This is a genomic window from Halobacillus sp. ABA4_118, from assembly GCF_056160205.1.
Genome location: NZ_JBSWWS010000001.1, coordinates 3,042,628 through 3,063,694, shown reverse-complemented (window position 1 = coordinate 3,063,694; position 21,067 = coordinate 3,042,628). Strand labels below are relative to the sequence as shown.

Below are 21,067 nucleotides of genomic sequence, written 5' to 3'. Positions count from 1 at the left end.
ACATGTTCATCATAAAAAAGAAATAAGTCAGGAAGATGTCAAAGCGAAAACTTTTTTGCCGGAGGTGATATCGGTCGGTCAGGCGGGGCTATCAGTCTTTTTCCACATATATCGATTTTTTTAGAATATATCAACTAAATTTGTGATATATCGATTTTTTCCAGTCTATATCAATTAATTTCGCGATATATCAATTTTTCTCCATTTTCCCCATAAAAAAAAACGGAGGCCGCAGCCTCCGTTACTCATTATTGGTGTTGATTCAATGTTTCAGCAAGTTCTTCTCTTGATTTGAAGCCGACTTTTTTATCAACCAGCTCTCCGTCCTTGAAGAAAAGAAGTGTCGGGATGCTCATTACTCCATATTCCTGCGCAGTTTCAGGGTTTTGGTCAACGTCCAGTTTTACGATTTTCGCTTGTTCGCCCATTTCAGCATCCAGTTCCTCAAGAACAGGGGCGATCATTTTACATGGTCCGCACCATGGGGCACCAAGATCCGCAAGGACAAGGCCTTCTTTGGTTTCATTTGCAAAGTCTGCATCGGTTACGTTTGTAACTGCCATGATATATTCCTCCATTTGCCGGTTATTTTCTAACCTGTAAATAATTTTATTACGGTTAGAATGATAAGGTATGTTAAACTATAAGTCAATAGAAAGGATTCGGAGGTTTTTATGATGCAGGATCGGATGACACTGTCCCAATTTTCCTCTTATGTATTTATTAACTTTTTCAATACGATAAACAGCCACTGGGATCAGGCGAATGATTATTTAACGACAGAAGAAGAGGTGTATCAATGGCTTGACCTCATGTCTTACCACGGACTCCTCTCGGATCAGCAGATGAAAGCTCTCAAACAGGAAGCCTTTCACACTGATAAACTCCGCGATTTCCGTGATCGAAGCCGTTCTTATTTTTACAGGAAAGAGAATGAAGAAGGATTCACACACATGCTGAGTGAATGGACGAAAGGAACGCTGCAGTTCATGTTCGAACAGGGTGCGCTTGTACCCGTCCCTTTAAAAGGGGGTTCGGACGGGCTGCTGGCACTCCTTGCCTATCAAATGCTCCATCACAAGGAAGGCGGCATCTGGGAAAAGATTTCTGCATGCCAGAACGATGACTGTCTGGCGTTGTTCGTGAACCAAAAAGGACGGCGCAAATGGTGTTCCATGGACGTCTGCGGCAACCGGATGAAAGCAAGAAAGCATTACAGCAAGAAGAAAGCCGGCCAGGCTTCTGAATAAAAAAGGAAGCGTTCATCATGAACGCTTCCTTTTTTTTATGGCTGTAGAAAAATCGCTTCGAGAGGCGGCTGCTCACCAGCTAATCCGACCGCAACAGCCGTATAAGCTTCATTCGGGTTCAAGGTTACCCCCGGCACTTCAAGAACGACCTGATTCGTTCCCGCTATCCGGACCTCTAAATCAGCTGTCGTCGGTGGAACCGTGATATAGCGGGTCGCCCGGCCGAACGGCACATTTCTGAACAGGACATCTCCGCCTTTGACAGCTACATCTACAGCCGGTGCGTTTGGAGACAGGTGCCAGAAACGGACCTTGGCATTGCCGTACGCGGTGTGATCGTTGTCGACAACCGGGATGAGCTGAAGCTGATTGACTTTTCCAGCTGCGGCCACCGTATAGGATTGATCTGCCTCAACAGCTACAGTCTGGGTCAGAACAGGCTGCGAAGTGTCACCAGTGGCATAAATATCTATGCGGTACTGCCCTTGAGGAACTTCCAAATACTCACTCTGCTGCTTATACGGGACGTTTTCCAATATTTTCTGACCGTTCACATAGACATCCACGTTCGGTGCATCCGGTGAAGCATGAAGAACTCTTACTTTTGCTGTTCCACCGCCGCCTCCGCCCATGCCCATCCCTTCACTGCGTTCACACATCACCCACTGCTGCATGCACTGCAGGTGCTTATGGTAATAGTGGATATGCTTATTCGGGTCAATATACTTGTAGTAATTCGAAAGCATATCATATTTCATCGCCTGCCACGCCAGCTGCTCCGGATTTTCGTTTGGATACATCGTGCCACTCCCCTTTCAAGAAATCCCCATCTTCATCTTATTCAGCAGATTCATGGACAGAACTATTTATCCCGGATGCCGTCTTTTCTCGTTCATGATAAAGTGGAGGATGGATAAAGAAAGAAGGTGACGGTATGAAAAAGAAAGGAGCCTTGCTGGTATTTACCGGAGCAGCAAGTTTCGGTTTCACCCCGATTTTTGTGAAGCATGGATTTGCTGAGGGATATTCGCTCGGTCAGTTGAACATCGCACAGATGATGATCGCGTTCATTCTGCTGTGGCTGTTGTCCTTCCCGCATTGGAAGGAGATCCGGCAAATGAAGTACATTGACCGGCTCAAGGTGATGGGCGCCGGGTCGTCCGTAGGCTTAACAAGTATTTTTTATTACGGAGCGATGCAGTATATTCCCGCTTCCATGGCCATACTCCTGCTTTTCCAATTTGTCTGGATCGGAATGCTGATTGAATGGGTCTTTTTAAAGAAATCACCGGAAAAAGTGCATTTCGTCTCCCTTGCGATTACATTGTCGGGTGTCATTCTGGCGTCCGAGGTGCTTTCGGGAGGCGTGGGTGAACTCCCTCCTGCCGGCTTGATCCTCGGCCTTTTATCTGCACTTTCCTATGCGGCGTTTATTTATACGAGTGGACAGGCCGCACCGGAAGTGAATTCCGTGCTCCGCAGCTCCTGGATGATCACAGGCTCACTCCTGCTCGTACTGATTGTTTTTTCCAGGGACATTCCAACGTTCCCTGTCTTCGAAGGAGAGCTTTGGCTGATCAGTCTCGGTATTGCGATGGTTGGTGCTGTGATTCCCCCATTGTTTTTCGCTGGAGGGGCCCCGCACATTTCTGCGAGGCTGGCCAATATTCTCAGCTCTGTAGAACTGCCGGTCGCCATTGTATCGGCTATGGTGGTGTTGAGGGAACAGGTGACCCTCCTGCAGTGGGCGGGCATCGGCCTGATTCTCTTTTCCATCGTTGTCAATGAAACCGGAGACAGGTGGTTCCGACGCTCCCAAAAAAAGAAAGCCGCTTCATAATCAGCGGCTTTCTCTATTCTCATCTCTTCTTGTTCTTCTTTTTAAAACCACCGACCGCCATAAATAAGGTGAACAACAATATAAACCAGGAAGCAAAACCCACGTCCGTCCACCTCCCTTGTTGTTAAAAAACACGTGTGACCATCATCATAAACAGCAGCACCGACATCAGCATCTTACTCACTGCTGTTATGAATGAGCGATCCTTCCACGCTTTAACGCTGTCATACATTAGAAAGATTGACACGACTCCAATAAATACGGTGTAACCGGCTGGAAATATATCTATAACCTTAATCAGAAGACCTATAGCTGCCATAACTAAAATCACCGGCAGTAGATGACGCATTTAAGACGCTCCCTTATTCAGATCTGTCAGTTTTCCCCGCCGATGCAGGACTTCAAAGGTTCCTATGATGACTACTGCCCCTGTGATCATCACCCCAAAAGCGGTTCGATCCGCCCACACGTTAAAAACCGCAAGCAGAAACGAGCCATTCATGATGATTACGAACGAATAAATCAGCCATCTCAGCATATGAATTCCCCCCGGACATTTTTTCTCTGCCTTTCTATACGATTGAAGCCGGCGGACGTTTCACTTTCGCCATTGTTTTTCCCACGTTCTTCTCCAATGACTTTAATTGGATCGATTGATATAATAGAAAGATCACCTGTTTGGAAGGAGGGAAAAGATGCGTCTCTTTATCGCAGGATGCATGCTGTTGTTTGCAGCGGTTTTAAGTCCGCATGGAAAATTTCAGGAGCTTGCCTACAGCTGGTCTGACGATTTGAATATCGCGTCATCTGTTCAGTTGTCGGACGGCGCGGCCGTCTTTTTCCAGCCTCTATCCTTTCCTCTGCCTCCGGACCAGGATGATGAGGGACCTTCTGCGTTTTTAAACGCTCCCCTTTTCTCTTTTGTCCAGTTCCATGAACTAGTTGAGAACCAGGTGTTTGGTTATCAGGGTGAAAACAGAGGATTTCTCATTGCCAGGCATGCGAATTCAACCTATACATAAATGCTCCTTTCTCATGGATCCACACGATTCCATATAAAGGAGACAGCGCGTTGAAAAATTCTAAAGACACAGGGCTTTATGCCGTGGTCGTTCTATTTATCTATCTATGCTTTTTCGGGTCTGTCTGGTTCTTCGGTGCTCTAAACGGAGCGGACTGGTCCTCCTGGTGGATCGATTTTTCCTGGGACATGGTCAATACGAAAGAGCTGAAGCAGATCATAAGTTTGTAAAAACGGGACCATGCTTGGAGCTGCAGGCATGGTCCTTCATCTACACATTGAATAAGGGAGTTATGGAATGTTTATTGAAGCTTTTGGAACGGATGCGTTTGTACTTATTACCGCGTTTTTACTTTTCAGCGGCATCGTGGCCGCCAAGTTTTCCAGCCGCTGGGGGCTGCCGGCGTTGATTCTGTTTATGATTGTCGGAATGATTATCGGGAGTGACGGCCTTGGGATCATCTATTTCGATGATGCGGGAGTGGCTCAGTTGTTCGGGGTCTTCGCCCTTGTTCTGATTTTGTTTGAAGGCGGGCTTCACACAAAATGGTCGACCGTCCGCTCGGTGGCCCTCCCTTCTCTGTCCCTCGCTACCATCGGCGTTGTCCTTACATCGACGTTAATTGGGGCGGCGGCTTTTCTTCTGCTTGACTTAAGCTTGATGGAGGGACTGCTGCTCGGGGCGATTGTCGGTTCGACCGATGCCGCCGCTGTATTTTCTGTGTTAAAAGAACGGAACATCAAAGCGAAAATGGGAGCGACCTTGGAAGCGGAATCCGGCACCAACGATCCTATGGCCGTCTTTTTGACGCTTTCTTTCATTGAATTGATTTCCAATGAAGGGAGCTCCATCTGGATGCTCATCCCCACATTTTTCCTTCAGATGGGCCTGGGCCTCGTGTTAGGTGTCCTGTTCGGATGGACAGCCTCCTTTTCTATCAACCGCATCCGACTCGGATCAAGTGCCCTTTATCCAATCTTATCGATTGCATTTGCGCTCTTGACCTACGGAATCACCGCGTTCGTCGGCGGAAGCGGCTTCCTGGCCGTTTACATTGCCGCGCTTGTTATTGGAAACCGGGAACTGACATACCGGTATTCCATATTTCAATTTAATGAAGGCTTTGCCTGGATGGCACAAATTCTCATGTTCATCATCCTCGGGCTGCTCGTCTTTCCGGACCAGCTGTTTTCATCCGAAGTGATGTATGACGGCATCATCCTGTCTCTGCTGCTCATCTTTGTTGCGCGGCCGGCCGCTGTCTTCCTTTCCTTGATCCGCCTCAACTATACGTTCAAGGAAAAACTGTTCATTTCATGGGCCGGACTGCGGGGAGCCGTTCCAATCGTCCTGGCTACTTTTCCGGTCGTAGATGGATTGAACAACAGTCAGACCTTATTCAACATCGTCTTCTTTATCGTGTTGACGTCAGCGTTGATCCAGGGCTCGACGATCTCATGGATGGCGGACCGCTTAAACCTTGTCGGGCCGAAAAAGGATACCCCGCACCATTCCATCGAGCTGATATCGATGGGGAAGGTGGCTGTGGAAATGATCCAGTATCAGACAAGCCAGGAATCAGCGGTGGTGGGAAGCCGGCTGCGGGACTTGTCTTTCCCGAACCATGCGAACATTAATGCCATCATTCGTGATAATCAGGTCATCACCCCTTATGGTGAAACAGAAATCAAAGCTGGAGACTTCCTTTATATTCTAGTGGAATCCAAATATAAGGATCAGGTGACAAAGGAGCTGGAGAGGACAGTCACTCCTATAAAAACCGGATCGGAATCATAGAAAAGGAGAGGGCCCCGGGGTCCTCTCCTCAGCTTGTAGAGAAACCCCTGTTTCTTTACAAGCTTTTTTCTTTCTTACCGCCAGGAGCGAAGCCCCTTGGGGGTTCTATAACATCGCCAAAGACTCTCCTTCACCCCGCTCACCCTTGCTGGATGGAGAACAATCTTTTTCATATTCCGGCAGACAGCCGTCATCAGCGCCTGTTCTTTCCCTTCTTTTCCACGCAGGCGGCAATAGCGCAGCTCATGCCGTTCTTTGGAATCTGCGAACCTGCATAGGGCGCAGTCTCTCTCCTCTATATTCTAACGTCGACACGTGGAGCGTTCGGTGGTGATGCCTGCGGGAACAGCACAGGCCGAAGATCCACTTGGGCAGGCGACCTTCCTGACCAAGTTAGCTGAGGGCGTGCCCGCGGCATTCATCCACCGATAAGCGGAGTGTGACCCTTCCCACGACAAATGGACAACGCTAACGGGTTGACACAGGCTTTTTCTACAGACAAGGAGAGGACCTCAGGGCCCTCTCCTTTTTTATTTATTCCTCTGCGATTTCCACCTGGTTTAAACATTTGTACACGAGGAGCTGTACCAGAATAAAGCCGATCCATAAGAGCACCAGACTATTACGGTACATAAAAACAGAGAGTTCATGGTCTCTATGCAGATCAAACAGGCTGTCTACAATAATCATTGTCCCCATCCAGCTGTAGATCAGACTGATGATGAAAAACAGCCACTTGTTTTTCCGATCGGTAATGATTGACTTTTCATATGTATACGACACAGCAAATAGAATGACAGCTGTCAGCAGATGGACAACGACCATGACCATTAGACCGGAATGGTTTAGTACAGGTAACATTCCTCCCCCCCTTTCTTACGGAAAATCCCGGACCATTATCCCGTACTCAGCCGGATTTTTCAATACTCTAAGGGATCAGCAGAGCGCATCATACGTTTGTTTATCACAGACGACACGGATATGCGCCCCTTCAGGGAGCGGCTCATCCAAGTGTTTATAGATGTCCATGTTTTCTCCGACGGCGATGACATTGCCCCCTTGCGACGTGACATCCTCGACAACATCGCGGTAGGTCTTCCATTCTTCTTTTCTTTCAATCTGGCGAAGATCATAACCGGACTCCCGGCTGATAAGCTGATTGAATAACCCGGAAACGCCTTTTTGGAATGAAGAGCGGACGAGCATTCGGGAGACAAACTCATCGGATAAAACGACCTCATCTACTTTGCTGTGCTTGAACATCGGAACGTGGTCGCGGTCGAGCACCTCGACCGTTGTATGGACGTGAGGGGCATTCTTTTCCAACGCTGCAGCAACGAGCAGCGAGTTGCCGTCGACAAGCCTCGAACTGTCCGAGCAGTCTGTCGCAAAAACAATCGCACTTTTACTGTCTTCAAGATTGGCTTTGTCAAGAACATCCTTTTTCATCGGACTGCCGTTTATGTAATGGACACGCTTCATGTTGAGAGGTTCTTTTTCTACCTCATCGATGAGGACAATTTCTGTCTCTTTATCGGCCAGCAGGATTTCATCAATGGCCAGCGCCGCTTTTTTGGACCAGCCGACGATGACAATGTGGCCTTTACCGTGATAACTCAATTTCCCTTCCTCCTTCCGCTTTTTAAAAATCCCCATCGCATTGGCAATCAGGCTGATGACAACACCCAGCACACCGATACCCACAAGGTAAAGCAGCATGGCAAAATTTCTACCGGCGGTTGTTTGTGGGGAGATGTCTCCATAACCGACGGTCGATATCGTCGTCATTACCCACCAGAGGCTGTCGTGAAAACTCGTGAAGGTTTCGGGCTCGATCCACATGATGGTGAACGTACTGCCGAAAATAATCAGGAAAGAGCCGATCAGCAGCGTCGTTTTATCAAGGCGGATAAATTTGATTAGAATATTACGCAAAGGACTCCCTCCTATCTCTGTTGTGCATCGTTTCATAGATTATTTCTCGTATTGAAAAATTGAAACGCGCGTAAATAAAGATCGATCGTTTCGCAAGCTGAAGGAAAGAAAACGGCCCTGCCCCCCTCTGCTTTCGGAAGCCAGGTCCAATAGTTTCAAGAATCCGGGTTTTCGTCAAACCGGGGCCGGTTGTCATCAATCCTACCTTCGTCCTATGTCCTGTCAGTATTACAAACCACATGGTAAAACACAAGTAAAAACAGAAAGAGACAGCTCTATGGCTGTCTCTTCAAAGTGGTTCGAAAATTCACGGCAGGCTTTACGGGGATCCACAGCGTACACTGGTGACGTCTGCGGGAACAGAACCTCATCAATAAATGGAACGTGAGTACGGATACTGATCAATCCCACTGACGAATATGCAGGAGTTCCAGTTATTCGCCGATGTTCTCTGTGGTTACCAGTTTCAAAGGAACCGGAATTGTTTCCTCTACTTCCTCTCCCTGCAGTACATCTGCGCCTGCCTGGACAGCCAGCGAGCCGATCTGTTCCGGCTGCTGGGCGACGGTTGCGGAAAGATTGCCGTTCTGAATACTCGTCATTGCATCTTCATTTCCGTCAAAACCAACGACTAGTACATCACGGCCGGAGCTTTGAATGGCCTGATAGGCGCCCAGAGCCATTTCATCATTGTGGGCGAAGACTGCTTCCAAATCCGGATTTCCCTGAAGAATGTTCTCCATCGTATTCAAGCCTTCTGTACGATCGAAGTTCGCGGTCTGCTTAGCCGTCACATTCAACTGCTCATCAGCTACCGTATGGAAGCCGCTTCCCCGCTCCCTCGTTGCAGAGGCTCCGGGAACACCTTCAAGCTCTGCCACTTTGGCGTCCTCTCCCAGCTGTTCCACCATATATTCAGCGGCCATCTTCCCGCCTTTTTCGTTATCCGAACTGACGAGAGTGGCCACTTCTCCTTTTTCAGAAGAACGGTCCAGCGTAACGACGGGAATGCCGAGGCTGTTGGCAGACTGGACAGCCGTTGAAACCGCCGAAGAGTCGGTCGGGTTGATCAGCAGGACGTCGACCCCCTGCTGGATCAAGTCTTCCACGTCGCTGACTTGTTTAGCTGCATCATTCTGTGCATCAACGACGACAACATCCATCCCCTGGGCTTCTGCTTCTTTCTCCACCCCGTCCTTCATGGAAACGAAAAATGGGTTATTCAAAGTCGACACAGACAATCCTATTTTAATATCTTCCGGATTTTTATTATTGTTCGGTTTGGCCCATTCCGGCGGCTGCAGAGAACATCCGCTAAGAAAAAGCAGGACTGCACCGATGATAAGTAACAATCGTTTGATCATGTTCATCCCTCCTACGCTGATTTCTTCCGGTCCATGAGGACGGCAATAATAATGACGACACCTTTAACAACCATTTGGAAAAAGGAGGAGACCCCGAGCAGATTCAGTCCATTGTTCAACGTTCCAATTATCAAGGCGCCAATCAATGTACCGACAATCAAACCACGCCCTCCGGATAAGCTCGTCCCGCCAAGCACAACGGCAGCAATCGCATCCAGTTCATAGGATGTACCGGCAGTCGGCTGTGCTGAATTCAAGCGTGAGGTAAGAATCGCCCCAGCAAGTGCAGACAATAGACCGGCTAAAGAATAGACAAGGACTTTCACCCGGGAAACATTGATTCCTGAGATGAACGCCGCTTTTTCGTTACCACCAATCGCATACGTCCGACGTCCGAACGGTGTTTTATGAAGAATCACCCAAAGAACAGCAAAAGCGAGCAGCATGGTCACCGCAGGTACAGGGATGCCGAGGAAATAGCCGCGGCCGAACAGCTGAAACGCATAGCTGTCGCCAAGTCCTGTAATCGGGTTTCCGTCGGTATAGACAAGAGTCAGACCACGGAACATCGTCATCGTTGCCAATGTAGCAATAAACGGAGCCATCTTTCCTTTTGTAATCAACAGTCCGTTGACAGCTCCCATCAGCGCACCAAGCAGGCATCCGATCAGAATAGCTAAAATCGGATCAATGCCGGATACCATCATCCCGGCCATCAGGGCACTCGATAGAGCAAGAATCGATCCGACGGACAAATCGATGCCGCCGGTGAGAATGACGAAGGTCATCCCATAGGCAATGAGGGCGTTAATGGCAACCTGACGTAGCAGGTTTAATAGGTTCAAAGGTTCCAGAAAGCTTGGGTTTATAATGGATACAACGGTAATAAGTACAAGAAGCCCGACCAGCGGCCCCAGCTTCTGCAGTGACTGGCCGATGCTGTTCGTTTTTTTAATGGCGTTCATCATGGACGTTCCCTCCTGTCGCAAATGTCATAATCTTTTCCTGTGTCGCTTCCGACCGGTCCAGTTCACCGGAAATGGTGCCCTCGTGGACGACGAGAATCCTGTCGCTCATGCCGAGTACTTCCGGCAGTTCAGAGGACACCATCAGGATAGCTACTCCACGGTCGGTCAGCTCGTTCATCAACTGGTAAATCTCCCGTTTTGCCCCGACGTCCACTCCACGTGTCGGTTCATCAAGAATCAACACTTTCGGCCCGATGCCGATCCATTTGGCAATGACCACTTTCTGCTGATTCCCGCCGGATAAGTTCTTCGCTTCGGTTTGGGCGGATTCGGTTTTGATTGTCAGGCGCTTGATCAACATCTCCACGAATTCCAGCTCCCTGCCATCCTGGATGAGCGAACGCTTTGTGAAGCTTTTCAGGCTGGGGAGAGCGATGTTATCTTTAATAGGAAAATCAAGCACGAGTCCTTCGTCTTTCCGGTCTTCTGTAATTAACCCAAGTCCGAGTTTGATCGCCTGGCCCGGATTCTTCATAACGGCACGCTGACCGTTCACATGGATGTCTCCCTCGTATTTTCCATCCAGTCCGAAAATCGTCCGCATGATCTCTGTTCTTCCCGCCCCCATCAATCCAGCAACCCCAACAATTTCACCAGATTTCACTTGGAAACTGACGTCCTGGAATACGCCCGGACGTGTCAGGTTTTTCACCTCAAGGACGGTTTCTCCCGGATCGGCCTGCCTTTCTGGAAAACGATCGGTGAGTTCACGCCCCACCATTTTGCGGACCACTTCATCAAAGCTCGTGTCCGGAATCGGTGTCGTATCAATGGTACGGCCGTCCCGCATGACGGTGATACGGTCGCAGACGTCAAAAATCTCCTCCATCCGGTGGGAAATATAAACAATAGAAACCCCCGAGGCTTTTAAGGAACGGATCACGCCGAACAGCTTTTCAATCTCTCTGTCGGTTAAGGCTGCTGTCGGTTCGTCCATAATAATCACCTTGGCATCGGTCATGAGCGCCTTGGCGATTTCAATCATCTGCTGCTCCCCGACCGAACACTGTCCGGCATCCTTATGAAGCGGGATGGAAATGGAGAGCTTTTCAAACTGTTCCTTCGCAACCGCTTTCATTTTTCTCGTATGGATAATCCCAAAAGATGTAACCGGTTCCCGATTAATGAACAGGTTCTCCAGAACGGTCAACTCCGGCCAGACATTCATCTCCTGATGAATAAAAGCGATGCCGTAGTTTTCCGCTTCTTTTGGGTTGGAGAACGTTTTTTCCTGACCGTCAATCTGGATCGTCCCCTGATCCTTTTTGTGAAGGCCGGTCAAGATATTCATGAGCGTTGATTTACCTGCCCCGTTCTCTCCCATGAGGGCATGGACTTCCCCTTCCTTGATTTCGATATCCACGCCTTCCAGCACTTTGTTCGTTCCAAACGCTTTATGAATTTGATTCATCGTAATATGCATCGTCTCACCCCTTTTTAGAAAATGACCCCGGCATGCAGGATACAGTTGGCATAAGGCGTCATTTCACCTGTGCGGATGACAGCTTTGACATCTGTCAGCTCCTGCTTGAACGCTTCATGGGAACGTTCGTCCATCCCGATATCCGTGAACATTTCTTTCATTTTTCGATGAACAGCCGGGTTGGATATCATCTCTTCCGCTGTGGTCACTTTTTCTACACACATCTCCTCCTGCACGACCTGTACCACTTCCATAAACCCGGGTACTCCCTCTTTTAAGGCAAGGTCGATCTTCAATGTTCCTGCCGGTATCGGAAGGCCCGCATCAGCGATGGCGATCCGGTCGGTGTGACCGAGATCGGCGAGCACTTTACTAATGCTGCTGTTCAAGATGCCGTGTCTCTTCATGGCTTCATCGCCTCCTCAACATCCTCACGGGACGGCATTCCCCCCTGCGCTCCGAAGCCGGTGACAGACAAGCTGGCCGCCCGGTTGGCAAAACGCAGGCTTTCTTCCATCTCTTTTCCTTCGGCAACAGCGACAGCAAAGGCGGCATTAAACGTATCCCCCGCTCCCGTCGTATCGACAGCCTTGACCGGGAAGGACGGTACGAGAACTTCTTCCCTTCCATTATGGTAACGGACGCCGGCTGCGCCTTCGGTGATGAACAATTTATTCTGGTGTGCCTGGAGCGCCTCTGATAAAGCCAGGCCTCCGAATAATACAGCGGCTTCATGTTCATTCGGTGTGACGTAGCTGACTTGATCCAGGACCACTTGTGGTACAGGTCTTGCCGGAGCTGGATTTAACAACAAAGGCACGCCATAACGGGAGCACAGCTCTGCGGCATGAACAACCGTTGCTTCCGGCACTTCCTGCTGAATCATGACAAGATCACTGTTCTTCAAAAGTTTTTCTGCTTTTTCAATATACTGCGGAGTGACATGGTCGTTCGCTCCCTTGACGACGACGATGCTGTTATCGCCTTCTGCTAAGATGATGTGGGCTGTTCCACTTCTTTCATGTGTAACCGGTTCCACATAGTCGATTCGTACACCGTTTTTCTTCAGATTGGCTGTGATTTCTTCTCCGTAAGTGTCTTCCCCTACACATCCGATCATATAGACATCAGCTCCCAGACGGGCGGCTGCGACCGCCTGGTTCGCCCCCTTGCCCCCGGGCACGGTATCAAATGCTTTACCTAATACGGTTTCACCTGCCTCCGGCCGTTTGTCAGAGGAGACGACAAGGTCCATGGAAGAGCTGCCAATGACAGCGATGGTCGGCTTTTTCATTCTTGATCATCCTTTCGTGTTGTATGTCGTTCGATCAATTCCACCGGCATTTGAATGGACCGGTGCTCTTGTTGAGGCTGTCCAATTCTTTGTATTAACAGTTCAGCCGCTTTTCTACCCATTTCATAAGCCGGCTGGCGGATGGTCGTCAGCGGCGGATAGGACAGACGGCTTTGTGGGATATCGTCATAGCCGATGATCTGCAGATCCCCGGGGATGTTTTTCCCCCGCTTCAACGCTTCATGGACGATGGCGATGGCGACAATATCATTACTGGCAATGATGCCGTCGGTTTCAGGAAATTTCTGAAACAGCTCCTCGGCCCAGTTCAAAGCTTCCTCAAAGGCATAGGAGGTCGTTGACATGACGGAAAAATCCACGTCCGCTTCCCCAAGAACCTCCATGGCACCCCGGTAGCGATCAACTGCGGGTTTAACGTGGGCAGGGCCTTTGACGAGCGTCACCCGCTGCGCCCCTTTTTTAATGAGGGTCTCTGCTGCGAGCCTTCCTCCTTCCCGGCCGTCTGCGTACACAGCGGGATAACTGCTTGACGTACGGTCAAGCAGGACCAGCGGGAGATCGAGCGACTGGTACATATCATAATCCACGTGGTTCGTCGCTGTAATCATACCAACCACATTATTCTGGACAAAGGTTTGAATGTAGTCCATTTCCTTTTCGATATCCTCATCACTGTTTCCGAGTAGAAGACGGAAGCCCTGGCGGCCGGCCTCATCCTCCACTCCTCTGGCCAGCTGAGGGAAAAACGGGTTTGTTATATCCGGAAGAAGCAGGCCGATCAATCTGGAGCCCCGCTTATACAGCGACCGTGCCACTTCGTTCGGGCTGTAATTCAGCTCTTCAATAGCCGCCATCACTTTCTTCCGTGTTTCTGTGCCTACATAGCCATTATTATTCAACACGCGTGATACCGTAGCCACGGACACCCCCGCATGTTTCGCTACATCTTTTATCGTTACCATAGCTTCACTCCTGCATTGTGTAACCGGTTACATAGAACATAGCATAAACGTTTCAAGAAAGGCAAGAACAAAATGAAAAAACCCGGAACAGCTGATCCGGGTTTCTGGATATTCAAGCTCTTTTCATCTGTACGCCGCTTTGTACCGGCGCACTCCCTTTTTTAACGGACAGGCTGTGCAGAATGATTCCTGTGATTAATAACCCCATTCCCAGAAAGGCCGTTGAACCAGGAAGGGGCGCAGACAATAGAAGCACTTCTCCTAGAAGGACGAACAGAACCTGGGTGGACTGCGTGGCTTCGACAGCCGCAAGCTTTCCGCTCTGATGCCTGGCGCGGTCTGTTGCTATGAAAAATAAGGTTGTGGCTGCCACACCGGAGCAGACGGCGACAATGAAGGACTGGAGTACCTGCCCCTGCGCCGGCGGTCCTGCTGTGACCAAAGCCGTCGTACTTAAAATCAACCAGAACGGGAGACTGGCAAGCGTCATGCCTAGAATGCGCTGAAAGGTATCCAGACGATCACTGCTGAAGGCCATCATTTTCCGATTTCCAAGAGGATAACAGAAGGCAGCGATAAGAACAGGAAGAATCCCTGCTGTTAGTTCCAGTGGTGTGACCTTCTCCAAATGCTGGAGTTGAATCAGACAGACTCCTGTTAAAATAAGAAAGGAAATAAGCAGCGAGCGCATCGGAATCCGCTCCCGCCTTTTTTCAGGACGATTCCCGATGTACACCGTCGTGTGGAAAAACGGAGTGAGGAGGATACCGGCCGCAATAGTCACCTGCCACGTCCCGGCGATCAACCATCCAGGACCGTAGGCAGCGGCATAGGTTAAGGGAGCGTAAAACAGAACGAATCCGACAAAGCTCCATCCGATCCAGGTGGCCGGATGCTTTTTCAATTCCATAAACACTTGTTTCCCATTCTTTCTTACACGTACAATGAGAAGCAGGAACGGGACCATAAATAGAAAGCGCAGGGATGCACTCCACATCCAGCTTCCACCGGCTAGTTCCATCGACCGATTCAGAATGAAGGTGACAGCAAAAAACATCGAGGCCGTTACACCGAGCAAAATCTCTCTCATCTCCACCACACCTTTATATATTATATTTAACTGATGATACATCATAATATACCAAAAGAATGATCAAATGAAAACCATCTACAGGAGGAAAAATGATGAGCGATCCCCAAAAGAACGATGCTGAAAAAATGGCCAGACAGGCCGGAGTGACGCTCAGGCGCCTGCGAAAAGGAAAGCAGCTCAGTCTGCAGGACCTGGCCGACCTCACGAATGTCAGTAAACTGACGCTTGGCAACATCGAGCGCGGAGAAGCCAATCCATCCCTTACCGTCATGTGGAAAATTGCCAACGGTCTGCAGATCCCACTTTCCACGCTGCTTGCCGAGGAGCAGGAAATTGTCATATCAAGAAAACATGAAGGAAATAAAGTTCTGAGTGCAGATGAGTCCTTAACACTTGAACCGATGTTTTCCACCCGCGGCTTTGACGCAATCGAGACGCACCGCGCCTTTTTGAAGCCGGGAACCGAATATGTCACCGATGCCCACCAATCCGGAGTGGTCGAATACATCACAGTGATGGAAGGACGTGCCCGTATTCAGATCCAGGACGACTTCTATGATCTAAAACCGTATGATGCGATTAAATTCAGTGCTGATCAGCTCCACGGGTATCATAACCCCTACGATGAGCCGGCCGTCCTCCATTTTGTAATGATGTATAATGAAAAGCCATGAAAGGACCGGACAAAATTCGTAACATCACCAAATCAAAAAAGAAAACAGGGAGGAGCTTCTGTCAGACAGAAGCTCCTCCCTGTTTTCCATAAACATGATAGAAGAATCGCTGGACTCCTGAATTACAAAAAAACATCCGTTTTCTTCACAACCGGCCGCGGGAGGATTCATCCATTTTCACAGCCTCCTGCCTTTTCAACCGCCGGCGCGCTGAAACGGTCTGCGGGCTGATTTTTGTATGACCGATGGCTTTAGCCAGCCCGAATTTCGGCATGTTTCCATAGATCGATTCAAACTGCCCCGGTTTCTGAAGATACGTTTCATGATAGATGCCGACTTCTTCTGTATCCCCGGCTAGTTGGTAAAACTTCTTCCACGCCTGCCGATGCTTTTTCCCACGGGCATAGTCCATCAAGGCCTCCTCAGATTTCCAGTACTGCACCATCAGCACCGTCCGGCCTGTAAAGAAGTTCTCCATATCAAGAAATCCCATGTCCTTATGTGTATAAAGCTCCTTGATCATCGGCGGCATCGCCCGGAGCACAGGAAGCCATTTGTGTACCGCCCGCCATTTATTGATCCGCATCCCGATGAGAAAAACGACAAACCCTTGCTCTCCTGCCGCTTGTGTCGTATAACGTCCTTGAAACACTTGTTTCCCCACGTTACTCCTCCTTCATTTCATCGATACGGGATTTCGTTTTCTCACACCATTCGACAGCCGCTTCCGTCGTAGCGAGTCCGTAATCCAGGGTAATGATCCAGAACGGCGCGTCTTCCGACGGACACTCCTCGCTCAGCAGCATTTCTTTGATGCTCTGGTACGTATGCTGCTTCTCATACAGTTTTTTTCTGTAGCTTTCCAACTGATGAAGAATGACGGATTTCTGCTGATTCCGGCTGAAAAACAGCTTCAGCAACAGTTCATTTTTCTCCACCGGGAGATCCTCCACCGGTTTCATCAGCCAGGACCGGAGCTGTTCCTCACCGGACGGAGTGATGATGTACTCCTTCTTATCCGGCCGGCCTTCCTGTGAGGTGACATGAACCTCTGCATTTCCCTCCTCCACCAGTTTCTTAAGCGTCGGGTAAATCTGTCCGTAGCTGATCTTCCAAAAGTGATTCAAGCTCCCATCCATCATCCGCTTCATCTCATAGCCTGTGTGAAATCCTGCTGTCATCAAGCCAAGCAGGGCATAAGGGGTATGATTCTCCTTCATAGGCTGCTCCTTTTATATCAATATGATATATATCTATTTGATATAATTATAAAACAGAACGCCCGCATAATAAACAGACTATTTTCAAATCCACCCCTTCTTTTTTCCATAAGCAAGCAGCCCTTCATATGGATCCCCTTCGATTTCTAATGGATCACAGAATGCGGCTTCCGTGGAAAAGCCGTCTTTCTTATTCTGAAGAATGATGGGTTTGAGAGCAGGATCCTCCCGGAGGATACGGTATTCAATAAACATGTGAAGCCAGGCATGCTGCTCGGTCACCGGCTGGTTCTGAGCGAACAATTCCCACTCCAGTCCCCCGTACCGGAAATTGGCTTTTGCGACCTTACGCCCTCGTATGTATTTTTCTACAGTTTTAAAATTGGAAAAGTCTCCATACAATCTCTCCCATCTTTCCAATAAAAAGGAATGGTTTTCTGTCTGCATGATGATATCAACGTCGGAGTCCTCCAAATCAATCCCGAGTGGAATGGTTCCACAGATGACCGGGTGGTTTTCCTTGAATTGTGCAGCGATGTTCAGTTTGTGAAACAACCGCAGGACGTGCCGCTGCTTCTCAGACCCTGTGCGTAATAGTTCCATCACGTTCATCCAGCTCCCTCCTTTCTCCCTACCATAAAAAGAAACACCCCTGTCTGCAAGGACAAGGGCGTTCGTTTATTAATAAGCTCCGTCAGAATACGTCAGCTCATAGCTGTGGGAGTAAATTTCAAAAATGTTGCCGAACGGATCTTCAACATAAACCATCCGGTACGGCTTATCTCCAGGATAGTATTCACGGATCGGCATGCGCTGCTTTCCACCGTGGGCTTTAATTTTTTCAACCATGCCCTCTACATCCGGGTCCTGGATGCAGAAATGGAAGATGCCTGTCTTCCAGTATTCAAAATTGTTTTCCGGCTGCTCGTTCTCCGGAAATTCGAACATCTCGACACCGATACGGTCACCTGTAGCGAGGTGGGCAATGCGGAACTGCTCCCACTCGTTTCCGAAGACGTCACGGCACATCTGGCCGATGGCTGTGTCATCATTTTTCACTTCTGAAGGCTCCATAATGACATACCAGCCAAATACCTCCGTGTAAAATTTAACGGCTTCATCTAAATTCGGGACAGAAAGTCCAATATGGGAAAAAGATCTTGGAAAAGTCATCATTATTTATTCCTCCTTGTTTTATTTCCTTTACAAATTCCATTATAGTTAGATTTAGACGTTTGAGAAGAACGCACTTTAAAGTAAGAGGCTTACCAAAAAGTTAGAAAGGAGCCCGTTTATGAAGGCACCGATGGACGATAATGGAAAGCTTAAATGCTCCATTGAATATACATTGAAAAAGATCGGCGGCAAGTGGAAAACCGTCATCCTCTGGCACTTGAGCGTAGACGGCACGCTTCGCTACAACGCTTTGAGGAACCTGCTTCCCGGCATTTCGCATAAGGTGTTGAGTCAGCAGTTGAAGGAACTGGAGGAGGATGGATTCATCATCCGCTTCCAATATGATACTGTTCCTCCAAAAGTCGAGTATTCCATTACAGATATGGGAAAAACGCTGATGCCGATTCTTGAACAGATGCATAAGTGGGGAACCACCTATGGAGATTTGGAACCATAAAAAAACCTGCAGCAAGGCCTGAACTTAGCCTGCTGCAGGTTTTTCTTTTTATTCCGATTTTGCTTCCTCAACCATTTGAACGAGGTCATCGATAGAGCTGCCTTCAAACTTTTCACCATTAACGAAGAGCGTCGGCGTTCCAGTGACATCCCAATCACCAGCCCAGTCAAGATCACGATCCAGCGCTTCTTCTCCAGCACCATCCTGATAGGCGGTAAGAACAGACTGCGCTTCTTCTTCACTGACGACTTCTGCCAGTGTGTCATATAAGTAATCTTCGGTGTAAACTTCCTGCTGCTCGGTTCCCGGTTCCTGCTTTTCATACATCAATTCATGAAATTCCCAGAAGGTGTCGTTTCCAAGCTCCTCATAAACGACTTCAGCAAATTCAGCAGAGCGGTCGGAATCCGCATTGATGAATGGATATTGAATAAAGTAAAATTTCACATCTCCGGTTTGAATCAGCTGTTCATCAATCAATGGAAAGAATCCAGACTCAAAATCCTTACAGTACGGACACTTGTAATCCCCGAATTCCACAATATTTACTTCTGCGCTCTCCTCACCTAAGTAAGGCTGGCTTTCATAACGATCCGCTGTATCTTCACTTGACTGGCCCCCGCTTAATAAAGCTATGGCGCCGATCACAATGACAACGGCGGCTGCAACAGCCATCCAGATCCACGTTTTTTTCATGTATGTTTCCTCCCTGTGTACGATTTCAGGCTTCGGCCATTCAACCACGATGACCCGCCTGGACGATCCCCCATTTTCCGTACAGCCGGAAAAATCTCCTACGGAAATATCATGCATGACCACTCTGGGAAAGTCAAAAAAATCATCTAATAGCAAGGGTGGAAACGGGTCTCTATCCAGATCGTTCCAAAGAAAACGATGCCATTTTTGAAAAAGACAAATAATTTCAACGAATTGCGGTAAGCCTATTGTTCCTTCCACCGTTTCTTGGTAGGATAATCTTTATTCGTTCAGCGAATGACGACTACATCGAAGAAAGGAACATGCATATGCAACAACGAACTTCCATTTCCACCTACATCATGATCGGAACCATGCTGTTCGGGTTATTTTTCGGGGCCGGGAACTTGATTTTTCCGATTCAGCTTGGACAGCTTGCTGGAACTTCCTTCTGGCCGGCTTTGATCGGTTTTCTCGTCACAGCCATCGGACTTCCGTTCATGGGTATCCTTGCCATCGGCTTATCCGGAAGCCGCGGACTGCATGACCTGGCCAGCCGGGTCCATCCATTATTCGGCACGGGATTTGCTCTTTTATTATACTTAACCATTGGACCGTTTTTTGCGATTCCCCGGACAGCTACCGTCCCATTTGTCGTTGGATTCGAACCTTTCCTTGACCAAGGATCAGCGGCTATCTGGCTCGGCGTTTTCACCTTTATCTTTTTTGCGGCGGCCTACTACTTTTCTCTTAATTCGGCAAAAGTGATGGATATCGTCGGAAAGTATCTGACTCCGACCTTTTTACTGTTCTTATCCATTCTTATCGTTACAGCCATCATCAAGCCGATGGGAAGCTTCGGTGCCCCGACCGGAGCTTATGAAGCCATGCCGTTCATGACCGGCTTCAAGGAAGGCTACAACACGATGGATGCGCTCGGCGCCCTCGCTTTCGGGATTGTGGTCATTCATGCGATCCGCCGTCTCGGGATCACCGACTCCAAAGCGATTGCGAGTACAACGTGGAAATCCGGCTTGTTTGCCATGAGTTTGATGGCGCTGATTTACGGATTGATTACGTATATGGGGGCCTCCAGTACAGCAGCCGTCGGCCAGTTTGAAAACGGCGGATTGACCTTTGCAGCGGTTTCTCAGTTCTACTTCGGTTCCTATGGTTCCATTCTGCTTGCCTTGATCATCATCCTGGCCTGTTTGAAAACGTGCATTGGTCTGATCATTGCCTGCAGTGAATTTTTCCATACGATCTATCCGAAAGTCAGCTATAAGACGTTCGTCCTTGTGTTATCCCTGTTTTCCTTTATCGTAGCAAACGTTGGGCTGACGAATATCATCGAGTATGCAGTGCCTGTACTGATGTTCTTATATCCGCTGGCCATCGTTCTTATTCTGCTCGGTCTCAGCTCTAAAATGTTCAACCATAAGCAGACCGTTTATGCTGGAGCCATGGGGCTCACCTTTTTCGTCAGCATCATCGATGGATACAATGCCCTCGTGGGAACGATCCCATCAATTGCAGCCGATTGGCTGGAATCAGTCAACACCCTCTATGCTGCCTACCTGCCGTTTTACGATATCGGCCTTGGCTGGATACTGCCGGCCGTGATCGGAGGATTGGTCGGTTATTTTTGGAAGAATCAGCACGTCCAGCCTTCGAAGAACATGCAGACAGAAACGATTCAATCATAAAAAGAAGCGCACCTGATCCTTTCCAGGTACGATGGCTGTAGAAAAGGCCTGTGCTAATCAGGTAGAGTTATCCATTTGTCGTGGGAAGGGTCACTTTCCGCTTATCGGT

The 21,067-nt window shown here is 48.7% G+C and carries 26 protein-coding genes; 8 read left to right on the top strand and 18 right to left on the bottom strand.

All coding sequences use genetic code 11. From position 1 onward, the window contains the following. Window positions 1–248: 248 nt before the first annotated feature. Window positions 249–563 carry a thioredoxin gene (gene trxA, locus ACXAGL_RS15630; protein WP_474968269.1) on the bottom strand — a complete coding sequence of 105 codons (315 nt, stop codon included), beginning with the start codon at window positions 561–563 and terminating at the stop codon, window positions 249–251. A 114-nt stretch (window positions 564–677) separates the two neighbouring features. Between trxA and ACXAGL_RS15625 the strand changes: the two genes are divergently transcribed. Then, complete coding sequence (locus tag ACXAGL_RS15625) at window positions 678–1,250, top strand: CGNR zinc finger domain-containing protein (protein WP_474991734.1); 573 nt, start codon at window positions 678–680, stop codon at window positions 1,248–1,250. Window positions 1,251–1,285: 35 nt separating this feature from the next. On the opposite strand, the gene ACXAGL_RS15620 is transcribed toward ACXAGL_RS15625, so the two are convergent. Then, the gene (locus ACXAGL_RS15620) at window positions 1,286–2,050 is read right to left on the bottom strand and encodes a DUF4397 domain-containing protein (protein ID WP_474991732.1); all 765 of its coding nucleotides are present in this window, start codon (window positions 2,048–2,050) and stop codon (window positions 1,286–1,288) included. A gap of 134 nt (window positions 2,051–2,184) precedes the next feature. Between ACXAGL_RS15620 and ACXAGL_RS15615 the strand changes: the two genes are divergently transcribed. After that, the gene (locus tag ACXAGL_RS15615; RefSeq protein ID WP_474991730.1) at window positions 2,185–3,090 is read left to right on the top strand and encodes an EamA family transporter; all 906 of its coding nucleotides are present in this window, start codon (window positions 2,185–2,187) and stop codon (window positions 3,088–3,090) included. Between the two features lie 124 nt (window positions 3,091–3,214). Here the strand turns inward: ACXAGL_RS15615 and ACXAGL_RS15610 are convergent, their stop codons facing one another. After that, a complete protein-coding gene (locus ACXAGL_RS15610; protein ID WP_474968265.1) occupies window positions 3,215–3,439 on the bottom strand; it encodes a hypothetical protein in 225 nt (74 codons plus the stop codon). Further along, window positions 3,440–3,628 (bottom strand): hypothetical protein, encoded by a 189-nt coding sequence (locus tag ACXAGL_RS15605; protein WP_474991729.1) that lies wholly within the window; start codon window positions 3,626–3,628, stop codon window positions 3,440–3,442. Window positions 3,629–3,785: 157 nt separating this feature from the next. Here ACXAGL_RS15605 and ACXAGL_RS15600 point away from each other — a divergent pair, with 157 nt between their 5' ends. From ACXAGL_RS15600 to ACXAGL_RS15590, 3 genes are all read left to right on the top strand, one after another. Further along, the gene (locus ACXAGL_RS15600; protein WP_474991727.1) at window positions 3,786–4,112 is read left to right on the top strand and encodes a hypothetical protein; all 327 of its coding nucleotides are present in this window, start codon (window positions 3,786–3,788) and stop codon (window positions 4,110–4,112) included. 50 nt (window positions 4,113–4,162) lie between these two features. Next, on the top strand, window positions 4,163–4,342 hold the full coding sequence (locus ACXAGL_RS15595; RefSeq protein ID WP_474971587.1) for a hypothetical protein: 180 nt from the start codon (window positions 4,163–4,165) through the stop codon (window positions 4,340–4,342). A gap of 67 nt (window positions 4,343–4,409) precedes the next feature. Continuing rightward, a complete protein-coding gene (locus ACXAGL_RS15590) occupies window positions 4,410–5,909 on the top strand; it encodes a potassium/proton antiporter (RefSeq protein ID WP_474968261.1) in 1,500 nt (499 codons plus the stop codon). A 534-nt stretch (window positions 5,910–6,443) separates the two neighbouring features. Here ACXAGL_RS15590 and ACXAGL_RS15585 read toward each other — a convergent pair. The 9 genes from ACXAGL_RS15585 to ACXAGL_RS15545 all read right to left on the bottom strand — a co-directional run bounded on the left by ACXAGL_RS15585 (window position 6,444) and on the right by ACXAGL_RS15545 (window position 15,026). Continuing rightward, window positions 6,444–6,770 carry a hypothetical protein gene (locus ACXAGL_RS15585; protein WP_474968260.1) on the bottom strand — a complete coding sequence of 109 codons (327 nt, stop codon included), beginning with the start codon at window positions 6,768–6,770 and terminating at the stop codon, window positions 6,444–6,446. Window positions 6,771–6,845: 75 nt separating this feature from the next. After that, window positions 6,846–7,844, bottom strand: a complete 999-nt coding sequence (locus tag ACXAGL_RS15580) for a potassium channel family protein (RefSeq protein ID WP_474968259.1) — start codon at window positions 7,842–7,844, stop codon at window positions 6,846–6,848. A 434-nt stretch (window positions 7,845–8,278) separates the two neighbouring features. Further along, a complete protein-coding gene (gene rbsB / locus ACXAGL_RS15575; RefSeq protein ID WP_474971589.1) occupies window positions 8,279–9,208 on the bottom strand; it encodes a ribose ABC transporter substrate-binding protein RbsB in 930 nt (309 codons plus the stop codon). An 11-nt stretch (window positions 9,209–9,219) separates the two neighbouring features. Then, window positions 9,220–10,176: a ribose ABC transporter permease RbsC gene (gene rbsC / locus ACXAGL_RS15570; RefSeq protein ID WP_051254585.1), complete on the bottom strand. Its 957-nt coding sequence runs from the start codon at window positions 10,174–10,176 to the stop codon at window positions 9,220–9,222. After that, entirely contained in the window at window positions 10,160–11,659 is a 1,500-nt protein-coding gene (locus ACXAGL_RS15565) for a sugar ABC transporter ATP-binding protein (RefSeq protein ID WP_474968256.1), read from the bottom strand. The genes rbsC and ACXAGL_RS15565 overlap by 17 nt, the downstream gene beginning before the upstream one ends. A 14-nt stretch (window positions 11,660–11,673) precedes the next feature. Next, a complete protein-coding gene (gene rbsD, locus ACXAGL_RS15560; protein WP_474968255.1) occupies window positions 11,674–12,066 on the bottom strand; it encodes a D-ribose pyranase in 393 nt (130 codons plus the stop codon). Beyond that, window positions 12,063–12,953 (bottom strand): ribokinase, encoded by an 891-nt coding sequence (gene rbsK / locus ACXAGL_RS15555; RefSeq protein ID WP_474968254.1) that lies wholly within the window; start codon window positions 12,951–12,953, stop codon window positions 12,063–12,065. Before rbsK ends, rbsD begins: the two co-directional genes overlap by 4 nt. Next, window positions 12,950–13,936 carry a LacI family DNA-binding transcriptional regulator gene (locus ACXAGL_RS15550; RefSeq protein WP_474968253.1) on the bottom strand — a complete coding sequence of 329 codons (987 nt, stop codon included), beginning with the start codon at window positions 13,934–13,936 and terminating at the stop codon, window positions 12,950–12,952. The genes rbsK and ACXAGL_RS15550 overlap by 4 nt, the downstream gene beginning before the upstream one ends. 112 nt (window positions 13,937–14,048) lie before the next feature. After that, on the bottom strand, window positions 14,049–15,026 hold the full coding sequence (locus ACXAGL_RS15545) for a DMT family transporter (protein WP_474991725.1): 978 nt from the start codon (window positions 15,024–15,026) through the stop codon (window positions 14,049–14,051). Window positions 15,027–15,121: 95 nt separating this feature from the next. Between ACXAGL_RS15545 and ACXAGL_RS15540 the strand changes: the two genes are divergently transcribed. Then, the gene (locus ACXAGL_RS15540; protein WP_474991723.1) at window positions 15,122–15,703 is read left to right on the top strand and encodes a helix-turn-helix domain-containing protein; all 582 of its coding nucleotides are present in this window, start codon (window positions 15,122–15,124) and stop codon (window positions 15,701–15,703) included. Between the two features lie 145 nt (window positions 15,704–15,848). Here ACXAGL_RS15540 and ACXAGL_RS15535 read toward each other — a convergent pair whose 3' ends face one another. The 4 genes from ACXAGL_RS15535 to ACXAGL_RS15520 all read right to left on the bottom strand — a co-directional run bounded on the left by ACXAGL_RS15535 (window position 15,849) and on the right by ACXAGL_RS15520 (window position 18,096). Next, window positions 15,849–16,367, bottom strand: a complete 519-nt coding sequence (locus ACXAGL_RS15535; RefSeq protein ID WP_474968250.1) for a DUF4188 domain-containing protein — start codon at window positions 16,365–16,367, stop codon at window positions 15,849–15,851. Window position 16,368: 1 nt separating this feature from the next. Continuing rightward, complete coding sequence (locus ACXAGL_RS15530) at window positions 16,369–16,923, bottom strand: PadR family transcriptional regulator (protein WP_474991722.1); 555 nt, start codon at window positions 16,921–16,923, stop codon at window positions 16,369–16,371. A gap of 84 nt (window positions 16,924–17,007) precedes the next feature. Further along, complete coding sequence (locus tag ACXAGL_RS15525) at window positions 17,008–17,535, bottom strand: DUF4269 domain-containing protein (protein WP_474991721.1); 528 nt, start codon at window positions 17,533–17,535, stop codon at window positions 17,008–17,010. A gap of 69 nt (window positions 17,536–17,604) precedes the next feature. Then, window positions 17,605–18,096 (bottom strand): lactoylglutathione lyase family protein, encoded by a 492-nt coding sequence (locus tag ACXAGL_RS15520; protein ID WP_474970374.1) that lies wholly within the window; start codon window positions 18,094–18,096, stop codon window positions 17,605–17,607. 121 nt (window positions 18,097–18,217) lie between these two features. On the opposite strand from ACXAGL_RS15520, the gene ACXAGL_RS15515 reads away from it, so the two are divergent. Next, a complete protein-coding gene (locus ACXAGL_RS15515) occupies window positions 18,218–18,556 on the top strand; it encodes a winged helix-turn-helix transcriptional regulator (protein ID WP_051254583.1) in 339 nt (112 codons plus the stop codon). Between the two features lie 48 nt (window positions 18,557–18,604). Here the strand turns inward: ACXAGL_RS15515 and ACXAGL_RS15510 are convergent, their stop codons facing one another. Continuing rightward, window positions 18,605–19,252, bottom strand: coding sequence for a DsbA family protein (locus tag ACXAGL_RS15510; RefSeq protein ID WP_474968247.1), 648 nt, complete (start codon window positions 19,250–19,252; stop codon window positions 18,605–18,607). A 329-nt stretch (window positions 19,253–19,581) separates the two neighbouring features. On the opposite strand from ACXAGL_RS15510, the gene brnQ reads away from it, so the two are divergent. Next, on the top strand, window positions 19,582–20,958 hold the full coding sequence (gene brnQ / locus ACXAGL_RS15505) for a branched-chain amino acid transport system II carrier protein (RefSeq protein ID WP_474968246.1): 1,377 nt from the start codon (window positions 19,582–19,584) through the stop codon (window positions 20,956–20,958). Window positions 20,959–21,067 lie beyond the last annotated feature (109 nt).